Consider the following 12,345-nt stretch of genomic DNA (forward strand, 5'->3'; position numbering starts at 1 on the left):
TATTAGATATCAATTTCACCAGTTAAATAAAGTGCGGCTTTTCCTGAAATCTTCACTCGTTCACCCAAATATTCGCAAACCAAATCTCCACCTCTTTTGGAGAGCTGTTTGGAAGTCATTTTTGTTTTATCGAGCTCTTTTGACCAATAAGGGCTAAGTGAAGTATGTGCAGAACCGGTTACCGGGTCTTCTGGAATGCCACAAGCGGGCGCAAAAAAGCGCGATACAAAATCCACTTCGTCTCCAGGGGCAGTTACGATAACACCACGAACATCAAGTTGCCCCAAAAGATGGTGATTGGGTTCAATAGCCTCAATTTCTTGTTGAGAGTTGTAGACCATCATATAATCTGTTTTACCTTTCAGGGTTTTAATTGGGGTCAGCCCGATGGCATTGTCCAATTCTGCAACATTACGGATAGCAATCAAATTATCAGTTGGAAAATCCAAGGTCAACCAGCCATTATCCGCTTTATTTACGGTCAGATTGCCGCTTCGGTAAGAATAAAACTGAATGGTATTTTCCTCAAGGTCATAAAAATGAAAGAGTACAAAGGCCGTTGCCAAGGTCGCATGTCCGCAAAGGTCAACTTCGACTTCGGGGGTGAACCATCGCAGTTCGTAGTGGTCATCTTTTTTCACGGCAAAAGCGGTCTCGGCCAAGTTGTTTTCCTGAGCGATTTTTTGCATCAATTCTGGGCTCAACCATGAATCCAAAATGCAGACCGCAGCAGGATTTCCGCCAAAGGTCTGACTGGTAAATGCGTCTATTTGGTAAATCTTCTGTCTCATAGGCTTGGTTTCAGGACAAAACTACGGATTAAACCCAATCTTTTGGGCTTTGTAGTACTTCTATCAACTTCTCTTCTTCACTTCCTTTATCGGGATGATGGTCGTATCGCCATTGAACGTGTGGCGGTAAGCTCATCAATATACTTTCAATACGTCCATTCGTTTTCAGGCCAAAAAGGGTGCCTTTGTCGTGTACCAAATTGAACTCCACATAACGTCCCCGTCTAATTTCTTGCCAATCGCGATGTTCTTGAGAGTAGGGTAAGTCTTTCCTTTTTTGAACGATGGGAGCGTAGGCATCCAAAAAACTATCCCCGACCTCGGTTACAAAACTGTACCAGTCTTCCATACTGGTTTCTTCGGTTGCTTTGCAATAATCGAAGAACAATCCACCTACCCCGCGAGCTTCATTCCGGTGGGTATTCCAGAAATAATCGTCACATTTCTTTTTATAAGCAGGATAAAATTCTGGGTTGTGGGCATCGCAGGCTTTTTTGCAAACCGCGTGAAAATGGGTTGCATCTTCATCGAACAAATAATACGGGGTAAGGTCCTGTCCGCCACCAAACCATTGATCTACGATATTGCCTTCCTTGTCGTACATCTCAAAATAACGCCAGTTGGCGTGTACGGTGGGAACCATCGGACTTTTGGGATGAATCACTAAACTAAGTCCGCAGGCAAAGAAATCTACATCGTCCACTCCGAAATAGTTTTGCATGCTTTTTGGCAATGGTCCGTACACCTTGGAAATATTGACACCTCCTTTTTCAAAAACAGTTCCGTTTTCGATAACACGGGTTCTACCCCCACCGCCTTCTTCACGTTCCCAAAGGTCTTGCTGAAACTTAGCGGTTCCGTCCAGTTCTTCCAATTTTGAAGTAATACTGTCCTGCAGTTGTTGAATGTAATCGTAAAACTTATTTTTCATAATGTAATTCGTAAAGTTCCATATCCAAGGGAGCCTCATTTGGAGGTTGATATGATTTGGACATTGTTTTTACCCAAAGAAAACCTGTTTTTTCGGCAACTCTGATACTTGGCAAGTTGCTTTTATGTGCAAATATCTTTAGTGTTTTAAGTCCTAGCTTTTTAAAAGCAATGTCAGAGACATATTTCACATTTTGTGAAACAATTCCTTTTCCTTGTTGATGTTTATCTATGCAATAGGCCAACTCTCCTTCGCCTGAACCCCAATGGATATCTTTTAGGATTACAAGTCCAATAACCTCATTGTTTTCATTTCTTATCGCAAAGGTAAACTCCGCTTTTTGATCTATTTCCTTTGCTTTTTTGGAAATATATAGTCGAGAGCTTTCAATGGATTGGTTTAGGGATAGCGTTTTAGTAAAAAAGCGTTTAAAAATATCAGCATTCGAAGTCATTAGAAAGCATAAGCTTTCTGCATCGCTTTCATTCAAATAATTTATTTCGAACGCCTTTGACATTTCTTGGATTTAAAGGATATGGACCATTCGATTTTTATATTCGCAAAGCACTGAACTTTCATCAATTCTATTGGACTCCAAAGCTAGTTGCTTCAATAATTCAATAATTTCCTCTTCGGTTTTTTCCGTGTTTTGCTCAAAAATGAAACGCCCCACTTCGTTGTTGTGCAGATCCATACGTTTGGCTAGTTCTTCATTTTGGAAAACCGTTTCGTGCCAATCAGTTACTTTTTTGGCCCATTGCAAAACCACTTTTTCATTTTTGTTCCAGCCCAAACATCTTTTTGCGATCAAATAGTTCCAGAAGGCATGCCTAAACGCATTGGCTCGACCATTTTTTTGGTGCTGATTGCCATAGTTGGCTGTTGAAATTTTAAGACAGTCTTTGGTAGCTTTCAAAGTAGGCAGAATAAAAAAAGGTCTGCCTAATCCAATTACAATGCCCTTGAGCAGGTGTTTAAAACTTACTCGTTTTAGAATCAAAATGGGATTCACTCCTTATATTCTTTAACCGCATCTATAAATGCTTTTGCATTCTCCACGGGAATATGGGGCAAAATTCCGTGACCCAAATTTACGATGTACTTGTCCTTACCAAAATCACGAATCATCTGGGTGACCATTTCCTTTATTGTTGATGGAGGTGATAACAAACGGGCTGGATCAAAATTACCTTGAAGGGTCACATTTCCTCCCGTTAAGTATCTTGCATTTTGGGGTGAACAGGTCCAATCAACTCCGACTGCCGAAGCCCCTGAGTTTGCCATTTCCTTTAAAGCAAACCAGCATCCTTTTCCAAAAACGATTACAGGGGCCTCATCTTTTAAAGCATCCACAATCTGTTGAACGTATTTCCAAGAAAATTCTTGATAATCCTGAGGTGAAAGCATTCCGCCCCAAGAATCAAAAACCTGAACGGCATTAACTCCCGCTTTAACCTTAGCTTTTAAGTAGGCGATAGTGGTGTCCGTTATTTTTTGAAGCAATTCATGCGCAGCTTCTGGCTGCGTGAAGCAAAACCCTCTGGCCTTGTCAAAACTTTTGCTGCCTTGACCTTCCACGCAGTAACAAAGTAAAGTCCAGGGAGAACCTGCAAATCCAATCAGGGGAACTTCATCATCTAATTTTTCCTTTGTCATTGTAATAGCATCCATCACATAACCTAAAGAGTCTTGGATATCTGGAACGATCACTTTATCCAAATCGGCTTGCGAGCGGATAGGGTTGGGTAAATAAGGTCCAAAATTGGGTTTCATCTGCACCTCGATGTCCATTGCTTGTGGAATTACCAAAATATCACTGAACAAAATCGCGGCATCCATTCCGTATCGGCGAATGGGCTGCACGGTGATTTCAGAGGCCAATTCTGGGGTCTGGCACCGGGTGAAGAAATCGTATTTTTTACGGAGTTCCATAAACTCGGGCAAATAGCGCCCCGCTTGTCGCATCATCCACACGGGTGGACGTTCAACGGTTTCACCTTTTAAAGCTTTTAGGAACAAGTCGTTTTTTATCATAAGTGTCTGAAATGATTTATGGCCTGAACCAACACATTCTCTACAGTTGGTTTGTTAGCTATAATTATATTTTTTGAATGTTTTTGGGCTTCAGCAGCTGTGGTCTCTCCAATACAGAACAAGGTGCTATTTTCTAAGATGTTTTCCAAAATATAACTTCGGATGCCACTTGGGCTAAAAAAAAGAATACCATCAAAATCCCTTTGAAATCTCTTTGGATTTGGATTCGTACGATATACTTCCAACTCTTTATACTGAACGTTATTTTTTGTTAGCATATCGGGGAGTTCATTCCTTCTTTTGTTGCCGCAAAGGAATACAAATGTCTCGTTTTGATGTCGCTTTATAATGTTTTCCGCCAATTCTGATGCATTTTCGGCTATTTCGACCACTTTTAACCCATTTTCTTCTAAAAGGGCTTTTGTCTTTTCACCTACACAAAAGGTGTTGAACTTTGGCATATCCGATTCTTTGGTTTGCTTCAAAAAGGCCTTTACAGCATTCTTACTGGTAAAAATGTAGTTAGTGTAGTCCAAAGGAATCTTTACATTCAGGAATTCTATTTTTAGGGCATCGTACTCCACCAATCCCAAACCAGAATTTAGAAAAAGCTCCTTTTGGGACAAGCTCAACATTTTAGTGGACAGTACTGTTTTCATTTCTGATTTCCTGCATCAATTTATCGCCTCCTTTTTGCAAGACTTCTTCGGCAGAAGTTTTACCAAGATCTTTGACATCGGACAATTTTACTTCTTTTTTGATGTCAATTTTCTGTTTCCCATCCAAAGAGAAAACAACGCCTTCAAAATAAACTGTTAGGTCTTTTATTTGAGCCAAAGCACCTATCGGAGCGGTACAACCACCTTCCAAAGTGCGTAAAAACTCACGTTCAATGGTGGTGCTGATTTCGGTTCCGGAGTGGTTCAGTTTGCTCAATGCTTCTTTGGTAAAATCATCCTCTTCCTTGGCAACTACTAACATGGCACCTTGTGCTGGAGCAGGAATCATCCAATCCAATCGAATGGCATCTTTGGGTAAAAGCTTAATACGCTCCAACCCTGCCTGAGCAAAAATGGCGCCTTGCCAATCGTTTTCAATCAGTTTTAGGAGTCGGGTATTTACATTTCCCCTAAGGTCTACTACTTTATGGTTAGGATATTTGTTCAGCCATTGGGCTCTTCTTCGCAAACTTCCTGTTGCAATAGTTGCAGGTGTATCGGATTCCAGAAATCCAGAACCTTTGTGCACTAAAATATCGTGTGTAATAGCACGCTCCAAAACAGCCGCCTGAACAATTCCTTTTGGTAATTGCGTGGGCACATCTTTCATAGAATGCACTGCGATATCTATATTGCCTTTTAGTAGTGCAACATCCAAGGTTTTGGTAAAAATCCCGGTTACGCCAAGTTCATACAATGGTTTGTCCAAAACTTGATCGCCCATGGATTTAGTGGGAACCAAAATGGTATCGTAGCCTAACTCTTCCAACTTTTGTTGCACGGTCGTTGCTTGCCACAGCGCCAGTTCGCTGTCGCGGGTACCAATTCGGATTATTTTGCTCATTTGGAATGCAGTTCTAGCTGAAACACTTTTTGGATAAGCTCTAGACTATCTTCAGTATCGACCTCATTGCTTTTTAGGTGGTTGGCAAACTGTTTGGTAATCTTTTGAATGATTCTATCTGAGATGATTTCCGCCTGAATTTGGTCAAATCCTTCAATTTTTTTGGTTTGAAAATCGATTTCTTCGGTCTTCATGGTGTTCAGTTTATCCTTGAGCGCATTGATTACCGGGGCAAACTTTCGGGTCTCCAACCATTTTAGAAAATCCTTTTTCACCTTTTCGATGATAGCTTCCGCTTTGGGAACATATTCTTTTCTTTTGGCCAAGGTCTCATCCGTAATCTGCGATAGTTGGTCTAAATGCACCAAAGTCACATTATCCAATTCCTTCACATCATCGGATACGTTTTTGGGAACGGATAAATCCAAAACCAACAAAGGCTTTTTCGGATAGATCAATGCTTTGGAAACGGTAGGTAATTGTGCTCCCGTAGCTACTACAAGAATATCGGTCTTACGAATTTCTGTTTGCAGATCGCCGTAATCCTTTACGGTCAACTGGAACTTGCCTGCAATATCTTCCGCCTTTTCCCGAGTTCGATTAATTAAGGTAATATGAGAATTGTTGGAATGCTTTACTAGGTTTTCGCAGGTGTTTCTTCCAATTTTTCCGGTTCCGAACAATAAGATGTTCTTGTTGGAAATGTCGACGACATTGTCCAAAATATATTTTACCGAGGCAAACGCTACCGATGTAGCACCCGATGATAATTCCGTTTCGTTTTTGATGCGCTTGCTGGCCTGAATCACAGAATTGCACAAACGTTCCAAGAACGGATTGGCCATTTCTTGCTTTTTGGAGCGATAAAAACCTTGTTTGATTTGGCTAATGATTTCAAAATCCCCTAAAATCTGACTGTCTAAACCAGTTCCTACCTTGAACATGTGGGAGATGGCATCGTGATTTTTGTACACATAGGCCACTTCTTGGAATTCTTCTACCGTTCCATTCGTTTGGTCACATAGTAACTTGATAAGCTGATACGGGTGTTGCGCAAAACCGTAAAGTTCGGTCCGGTTACAGGTGGAAATGGCCAAAAGGCCATCAATTCCGATTTCCTTGGCCTTGCCCAAAATATGGTCAATGGCAGGAACATCCAGACTGAACTTTCCTCTAACCTCTGCATCCGCCTTCTTGTAACTCAAACCAATGGCATAGAAGGAATTATGTTTTGAAATATGGTAGTTCCTCATAAAGGATATAAATCGCAAGACAAAAGTAATAGGGTTATAGGTCAAAAAATAACGCTAGCGGAACTATAAATTATGGCTAGTATTATTTTATGTTTTATTTTCGATGATAATGGTTAAAAGCGTTGTTATTATTGATATATTTGATAATATGAAAAACAATTTAGAGCGATTCTAAATTAACTAAAAAGCAAAATTCGATTGAAAAGTAACATGAAAAATATCGCTAGCGGTTCCTATGATGAAATTTTGGTCGAAGATGGGATTTATATCCTTAAAATTCAAAATGATGCCAAGGAACCAAAACTCATTGAACGTGATATCGACAGCTCCTACATTCAATTCCACTTTTGTTTGAAAGGAAAATCCAAGTTTAATTTCAATGAGGGGAACTATTATTTGGAAGTTAACGAGGAAAACTCATTACTCTTATACAATACCCAAAAGGATTTGCCATTGGACCTTGTTGTTTCACCGGGTTCTTGGTTGGTATCAGTGGTAATGACTATCAGGAAGTTTCATTCCCTGTTTTCGGATGAAGCTGATTATATACCTTTTTTAAGTGATGAGAACAAGGAAAAGAAATATTACTCACAGGAAATAGTATCACCGGCAACTGCCGTTGTGTTGAGTCAGTTAATGAATTTCAATTTACATCCCTCCATCAAAAAATTGTATCTGAAAGGAAAAGTCTACGAACTGATTTCTCTTTACTTCAACAAAACAGAAGATGCCGATTTGGAGCAATGTCCTTATTTGGCCGATGAGGATAATGTGCGGCGAATTCGTATGGCTAAGGAAATCATGATTTCACGTATGGCGGAGCCACCCACTTTGGCCGAACTTTCCAAAGAAGTTGGATTAAGCCTAAAAAAGTTGAAAGAAGGCTTTAAACAGATTTATGGTGACTCCGTATTCGGGTTTTTGTTCGATTATAAAATGGAATATGCCCGGAAAATGTTGGAAACAGGGAAGCACAACGTAAACGAAGTCGGATTAAAAGTAGGCTACAGTACCGCGAGCCATTTTATTGCCTCCTTTAAAAAGAAGTTTGGCACCACTCCCAAAAAATATTTAACTTCAAACGTCTAAACAAACAACTATGAAATTATTTGCACTGTCCTTGCTCGTTTTTTGTTTTACCTTTCAAATAGCGGCACAAGATGAACCTACAACTGAAGATAATGCTCAAAAAATGCCCGAATTGGTAATGGTGTTTACCAAAACTGAGGGCTGGAGACATAAATCCATTGAAAAAGGCGTGCAGACCCTCAGAGAATTGGGTCGAGAAAATGGCTTTATCGTATTACAAACTGAATCTGGGGAAGATTTTACTACTCAGAATCTAAACAACTATAAGCTAGTTGTGTTTTTGAATACTACGTTGGATGTGCTGGACAATGCACAACAAACTGCCTTTGAAGGTTATATAAAAGGAGGCGGAAGTTTTCTCGGAATTCATTCCGCGTGTGATACCGAATATGATTGGCCATGGTATGGGAAATTGGTAGGCGGATATTTTAATGGTCATCCCAATGATCCGAATGTGCGAAAGGCTAAAATAGATGTGATAAGCAAAGCACATCCATCTACGGAGCATTTGCAAGATACGTGGACAAGGACAGATGAGTGGTATAACTATAAAAACCTAAACCCGAACACCACTGTTTTGCTCAACTTGGATGAGAGCAGCTACGAAGGCGGCACTAATGGGTCCAACCATCCGATTGCATGGTATCACGAATTTGACGGAGGGCGGTCTTTTTACACAGGAGGAGGCCATACGGAGGACGCTTATGACGAACCAATGTTCCGTAAACATCTTTTGGGAGCAATCGAATGGTGCTTAAAGCGAAAGTAGGGTTGGTCTCGCCACTATGATTCCAATATTGCTTTTGATGTTTTTAAGATAATCTGCCAAAGGCAGTTCGGAAATTTCCACTTCGCCATTTTTGCTGGAGGCGTGCAATAAATGTAATCTTCCGTCTGGTTGGTGGATGGCAATTCCAGTATGGGTTACATCCAACCCTTTTATGGAGGTTGCCAAGGCAAGAATGTCACCTGATTTGATAAGATGTTCCTTGCTTTCAATGTGATCTTGCGGCAAATAACAAAGCTTTTCTTTGGCAAGTTCTTTTTCGACCTTCAACATGGCTTCAAAATTCTCGTCGCTGGCCAAAAATGGATAAAGATTGCGGTGCGTTCCCATAAAATTGATGGGTTTTTCCAGTTCAACACCACCCAATTCTCTGGTTATGTCCTTGACCAATCCTTTTTTCTCGTTATTGCGGATCCATTCTGTAAAATAATGTAAACGAGAAGGGTATCCCTCCAAATTTCCATTCCTATACCGAACGGATTCTAAATTATCGGTAAAATTTTCAAAATCTTTTTGCTGATTTTGAAGCATAAGGCTAAAAGCCAGTACATTTTCTACAAAGGTGGTGCAGTCCAGTCCACCAAAATTAACTACAAGAGTTTCGGTCTTACCAATTTCCAACGTTTTTTCCACATAGGGAGTTCCCATAAACGATTGACCAACGGTAATAATGGTGTCACCTAAATTGGATGCTTTTCTTTGCTCCAAATCTGACAATTTGGTCTCAAAAAGGGATTTATCAGCCGGGGAGCAGGTAATTTGTTGGGCGTTTGCAGCAACGCCCAAAATCAACAAAACTGCAACTATCTTAATCTTCATTACTGTCATTTTTATGTTCAACCGTCAATCGAGTCGTTCTTGCTATACTTTCAGGATATTTTTCCTGTAAATAAACAATGAGCTTTTCACGGACATGCACTCGTAAATCCCAAGCGGTTGGTGAATCTTTGGCGCTCATGAGACACCTTATCTCAACATAGTTGGGTTTGGTATCGGTAACTTGTAGCACATCAACTTTGCCGTCCCAGAGGTCAGTATTCTTTAAAATACGGGTTTGTTCTTCCCTTATTTTATCAAAAGGAACATTATAATCCACATACAAAAACACGGTTCCCATAAGGTCGGAGGAAGTTTTGGTCCAGTTTTGAAAAGGTTGGTTTATAAAATAGGGTGTAGGTACAATTAAGCGTCTTTTGTCCCAAATGCTCACCACAACGTAAGTCAAGGTAATTTCCTCGATACGTCCCCATTCACCTTCCACGATTACCACATCATCCAATTTTATGGGTTGCGCAATGGCGATTTGAATACCCGCCAAAATAGTCCCGATAAATTGCTGAGCCGAAAAACCAATAATGATTCCCGCCACACCTGCAGATGCAAAAATACTGATACCCACTTCACGGATTTCCTCAAAACTCATTAAGGCAAACCCGGTAGCCAACAGGATTATGATGAAAATAAAAATACGTTCCAGAATAGTGAACTGTGTATATACCTTTCGTGCCTTTAGGTTGTCCACCTCTCCAATATCATAATTTTGAATGACTGCCTTTTTTATGATTTTAAGCAAAGCGATCATCGCCCAGGCCATGGCAAAAATGAAGAGAATGGTACTTGCTTTTTTAAACCAGAACCCCGCATCTTCCAAGTTTAAAAGATCACGTAAAGCCTTCAACCGGAGCAGAACCGAAACAAAAATCAACACCAAAGGTTTTGCTAATCTTTTGAACGCACTTTTAGGCAACAAGTATTTTGGGTTTTTACCTAAACGCTTCATAAGTACGGAAGTACTCCAATAAAGGATGATGAGCACAACGAGGGCCACGCCCAAATAGATGAGAGATTCTTTGGAAACATTGTCGTAAAAGGACTCCATATCCCAAAAATAAGGCAGAAAACTTCAAGGAGAACAGAAAGGTTAAACAAAATCGAAAAACATTATTTCATCATAAGAAAGTATTTGGATACGGAAAAGGTGAAGTCCGCTTCGTGTTGTATTTTAGCGGCCTAAATTATGCAACCGTGAAAAAAGGAGTTTTATTGGTCAATTTGGGTTCGCCAGATAGCCCTACCGCCAAAGATGTAAAGCCGTATTTGGATGAATTTTTGATGGACGAACGTGTTATCGATGTAAACCCCCTTCTGAGAAACATAATCGTTCGAGGGATTATTTTGAACACCCGTCCTAAAAAATCTGCCGAAGCCTATTCCAAAATTTGGTGGGATGAAGGTTCTCCTTTGATCATTATTTCCAAAAGATTCGCGGAAAAAGTGCAGAAGCATACGGAACTTCCTGTGGCTTTGGGAATGCGATACGGTTCCATGTCCATAAAAGAGGGATTACAGGAATTGAAAGACAAAGGGGTTGATGAGGTATTTTTGGTTCCACTGTATCCACATTACGCCATGTCATCCTACGAAACGGTGGTGGTAAAGGCTCTTGAAGTACAACAAGAGGACTTTCCCGAAATGCACTTGACCACCTTGCCGGCTTTTTACAGCAATCCGGATTACATCAAAATATTATCAAAAAGTATCGCCGAAGGCCTAAAGGGATTTGATTACGACCATATCCTTTTCTCTTATCACGGAATTCCGGAAAGGCATATTAGAAAATCGGACCCGACAAAGTTCCATTGCCAGTTGAACGGGGAGTGCTGTAAAACAAACTCTGTGGCGCACCATACCTGTTACCGTCATCAATGCTACGACACCACCGAGTTGGTAAAAAAAGAATTGGGCCTGCCCGAAGATAAGGTAAGCACTTCTTTCCAATCACGATTGGGGAGCGACCCATGGTTGCGACCCTTTACGGACAAGGAATTTGAACGATTGGGACACGAAGGCATCAAAAATTTGGTGGTAATCACTCCGGCTTTTGTGAGTGATTGTTTGGAGACGCTAGAGGAAATCGCTATGGAAGGAAAGGAGCAGTTCGAGGAAGCAGGAGGAGGTGATTACATCCACATTCCCTGCTTGAACGACCGTGATGATTGGGCCGAGCTCATGGCGAAATGGATAAAGGAATGGGAAGAAAAAGATGTACTTCCCGAAACCAACATACGCTAAATTCCATAGACAGAATAGAACAAAAGAAACGCTATGAAGATTGAAAACCTGGAGCAGGAGCTTTACCCTTTTCGGGAGCAACTCAAAAATCACGAGCTGTATGCACAACTAGAGTCTGTGGATGACATTAAAATTTTTATGGAGAGCCATGTGTATGCCGTTTGGGATTTCATGTCGCTCTTAAAAGCCCTTCAGCAACATTTAACCTGTGTGGGATTGCCTTGGCATCCAGCTACTGATACTTCGGTGGCGCGATTCATCAATGAGATTGTTTTGGAAGAGGAAAGTGATTTCAACGAAAAAGGAGAAGCCAAAAGTCATTTTGAGATGTACTTGGATGCGATGCAAGAAGTCAATGCCAATACCCAAAAAGTTCAAAGGGTTATTTCATCCTTCACCGATCTACAAAAAATATCAAACCAAATTGAAGAAGCTGAACTCAATCAGTCAGAAAAGAATTTTCTACAGTTCACTTTTGAGGTCATCAATAGCAAACAACCGCACATCATCGCGGCTGCCTTTACCTTTGGTCGCGAAGATTTGATTCCAGATATGTTTTTGGGAATCATTGAAAACAGTGGAGAAGATGGTCCGCGTAAATACGGGAAACTGGAATACTATCTCAAAAGGCATATTGAGTTGGATGGTGACGAACATGGTCCTTTGGCACTGCGTATGATCAAGGCCCTGTGTGGTTCCGATGAGCAAAAATGGAACGATGTGAGCGAGTACAGTAAAAAAGCCCTTAAGTTCAGAATAGAACTATGGAACAGTATTGCCAAAAAACTAACTGAGAACAAAGGTAGTTTGGTGGATGCGTTGTAG

At 40.7% G+C, this 12,345-nt stretch carries 14 protein-coding genes; 4 read left to right on the forward strand and 10 right to left on the reverse strand.

Annotation, left to right across the window (positions count from 1 at the left end; translation table 11 throughout):
* Positions 1 to 2: 2 nt before the first annotated feature.
* Genes D2V08_RS06870 through hemA form a run of 8 tightly spaced genes read right to left on the reverse strand, consistent with a single transcriptional unit; the run spans position 3 to position 6,572 of the window.
* Complete coding sequence (locus D2V08_RS06870; RefSeq protein ID WP_119607306.1) at positions 3 to 791, reverse strand: PhzF family phenazine biosynthesis protein; 789 nt, start codon at positions 789 to 791, stop codon at positions 3 to 5.
* A 28-nt stretch (positions 792 to 819) separates the two neighbouring features.
* On the reverse strand, positions 820 to 1,722 hold the full coding sequence (gene hemF / locus D2V08_RS06875; protein ID WP_119607307.1) for an oxygen-dependent coproporphyrinogen oxidase: 903 nt from the start codon (positions 1,720 to 1,722) through the stop codon (positions 820 to 822).
* Positions 1,712 to 2,239 carry a GNAT family N-acetyltransferase gene (locus D2V08_RS06880; RefSeq protein WP_119607308.1) on the reverse strand — a complete coding sequence of 176 codons (528 nt, stop codon included), beginning with the start codon at positions 2,237 to 2,239 and terminating at the stop codon, positions 1,712 to 1,714. Before D2V08_RS06880 ends, hemF begins: the two co-directional genes overlap by 11 nt.
* Before the next feature lie 9 nt (positions 2,240 to 2,248).
* Positions 2,249 to 2,734 (reverse strand): DUF6973 domain-containing protein, encoded by a 486-nt coding sequence (locus D2V08_RS06885; RefSeq protein ID WP_119607309.1) that lies wholly within the window; start codon positions 2,732 to 2,734, stop codon positions 2,249 to 2,251.
* A complete protein-coding gene (gene hemE / locus D2V08_RS06890) occupies positions 2,731 to 3,756 on the reverse strand; it encodes a uroporphyrinogen decarboxylase (RefSeq protein ID WP_119607310.1) in 1,026 nt (341 codons plus the stop codon). The genes D2V08_RS06885 and hemE overlap by 4 nt, the downstream gene beginning before the upstream one ends.
* Positions 3,753 to 4,415 carry a uroporphyrinogen-III synthase gene (locus D2V08_RS06895; RefSeq protein ID WP_119607311.1) on the reverse strand — a complete coding sequence of 221 codons (663 nt, stop codon included), beginning with the start codon at positions 4,413 to 4,415 and terminating at the stop codon, positions 3,753 to 3,755. Before D2V08_RS06895 ends, hemE begins: the two co-directional genes overlap by 4 nt.
* Positions 4,393 to 5,319 carry a hydroxymethylbilane synthase gene (gene hemC / locus D2V08_RS06900; protein WP_119607312.1) on the reverse strand — a complete coding sequence of 309 codons (927 nt, stop codon included), beginning with the start codon at positions 5,317 to 5,319 and terminating at the stop codon, positions 4,393 to 4,395. The genes D2V08_RS06895 and hemC overlap by 23 nt, the downstream gene beginning before the upstream one ends.
* The gene (gene hemA / locus D2V08_RS06905) at positions 5,316 to 6,572 is read right to left on the reverse strand and encodes a glutamyl-tRNA reductase (protein ID WP_119607313.1); all 1,257 of its coding nucleotides are present in this window, start codon (positions 6,570 to 6,572) and stop codon (positions 5,316 to 5,318) included. Before hemA ends, hemC begins: the two co-directional genes overlap by 4 nt.
* Before the next feature lie 210 nt (positions 6,573 to 6,782).
* Between hemA and D2V08_RS06910 the strand changes: the two genes are divergently transcribed.
* Entirely contained in the window at positions 6,783 to 7,661 is an 879-nt protein-coding gene (locus tag D2V08_RS06910; protein WP_119607314.1) for a helix-turn-helix transcriptional regulator, read from the forward strand.
* A gap of 10 nt (positions 7,662 to 7,671) precedes the next feature.
* On the forward strand, positions 7,672 to 8,430 hold the full coding sequence (locus D2V08_RS06915) for a ThuA domain-containing protein (protein ID WP_119607315.1): 759 nt from the start codon (positions 7,672 to 7,674) through the stop codon (positions 8,428 to 8,430).
* Here D2V08_RS06915 and D2V08_RS06920 read toward each other — a convergent pair.
* The gene (locus tag D2V08_RS06920; RefSeq protein WP_119607316.1) at positions 8,416 to 9,267 is read right to left on the reverse strand and encodes an N-acetylmuramoyl-L-alanine amidase-like domain-containing protein; all 852 of its coding nucleotides are present in this window, start codon (positions 9,265 to 9,267) and stop codon (positions 8,416 to 8,418) included. The genes D2V08_RS06915 and D2V08_RS06920 overlap by 15 nt on opposite strands.
* Complete coding sequence (locus D2V08_RS06925; protein WP_119607317.1) at positions 9,257 to 10,327, reverse strand: mechanosensitive ion channel family protein; 1,071 nt, start codon at positions 10,325 to 10,327, stop codon at positions 9,257 to 9,259. The genes D2V08_RS06920 and D2V08_RS06925 overlap by 11 nt, the downstream gene beginning before the upstream one ends.
* A 146-nt stretch (positions 10,328 to 10,473) precedes the next feature.
* Between D2V08_RS06925 and hemH the strand changes: the two genes are divergently transcribed.
* Together hemH and D2V08_RS06935 are read left to right on the forward strand one after the other, a co-directional pair.
* On the forward strand, positions 10,474 to 11,520 hold the full coding sequence (gene hemH, locus D2V08_RS06930; RefSeq protein WP_119607735.1) for a ferrochelatase: 1,047 nt from the start codon (positions 10,474 to 10,476) through the stop codon (positions 11,518 to 11,520).
* A 33-nt stretch (positions 11,521 to 11,553) separates the two neighbouring features.
* Positions 11,554 to 12,345: a DUF3050 domain-containing protein gene (locus tag D2V08_RS06935; protein WP_119607318.1), complete on the forward strand. Its 792-nt coding sequence runs from the start codon at positions 11,554 to 11,556 to the stop codon at positions 12,343 to 12,345.

It is taken from the genome of Flagellimonas lutimaris, from assembly GCF_003581615.1.
GTDB lineage: Bacteria > Bacteroidota > Bacteroidia > Flavobacteriales > Flavobacteriaceae > Flagellimonas > Flagellimonas lutimaris.

Coding starts and splice junctions, on each gene's coding strand:
- D2V08_RS06870 (WP_119607306.1), bottom strand. CDS start 791: ATGAGACAGAAGATTTACCAAATAGACGCATTTACCAGTCAGACCTTT.
- hemF (WP_119607307.1), bottom strand. CDS start 1,722: ATGAAAAATAAGTTTTACGATTACATTCAACAACTGCAGGACAGTATT.
- D2V08_RS06880 (WP_119607308.1), bottom strand. CDS start 2,239: ATGTCAAAGGCGTTCGAAATAAATTATTTGAATGAAAGCGATGCAGAA.
- hemE (WP_119607310.1), bottom strand. CDS start 3,756: ATGATAAAAAACGACTTGTTCCTAAAAGCTTTAAAAGGTGAAACCGTT.
- D2V08_RS06895 (WP_119607311.1), bottom strand. CDS start 4,415: ATGAAAACAGTACTGTCCACTAAAATGTTGAGCTTGTCCCAAAAGGAG.
- hemC (WP_119607312.1), bottom strand. CDS start 5,319: ATGAGCAAAATAATCCGAATTGGTACCCGCGACAGCGAACTGGCGCTG.
- hemA (WP_119607313.1), bottom strand. CDS start 6,572: ATGAGGAACTACCATATTTCAAAACATAATTCCTTCTATGCCATTGGT.
- D2V08_RS06910 (WP_119607314.1), top strand. CDS start 6,783: ATGAAAAATATCGCTAGCGGTTCCTATGATGAAATTTTGGTCGAAGAT.
- D2V08_RS06915 (WP_119607315.1), top strand. CDS start 7,672: ATGAAATTATTTGCACTGTCCTTGCTCGTTTTTTGTTTTACCTTTCAA.
- D2V08_RS06920 (WP_119607316.1), bottom strand. CDS start 9,267: ATGAAGATTAAGATAGTTGCAGTTTTGTTGATTTTGGGCGTTGCTGCA.
- D2V08_RS06925 (WP_119607317.1), bottom strand. CDS start 10,327: ATGGAGTCCTTTTACGACAATGTTTCCAAAGAATCTCTCATCTATTTG.
- D2V08_RS06935 (WP_119607318.1), top strand. CDS start 11,554: ATGAAGATTGAAAACCTGGAGCAGGAGCTTTACCCTTTTCGGGAGCAA.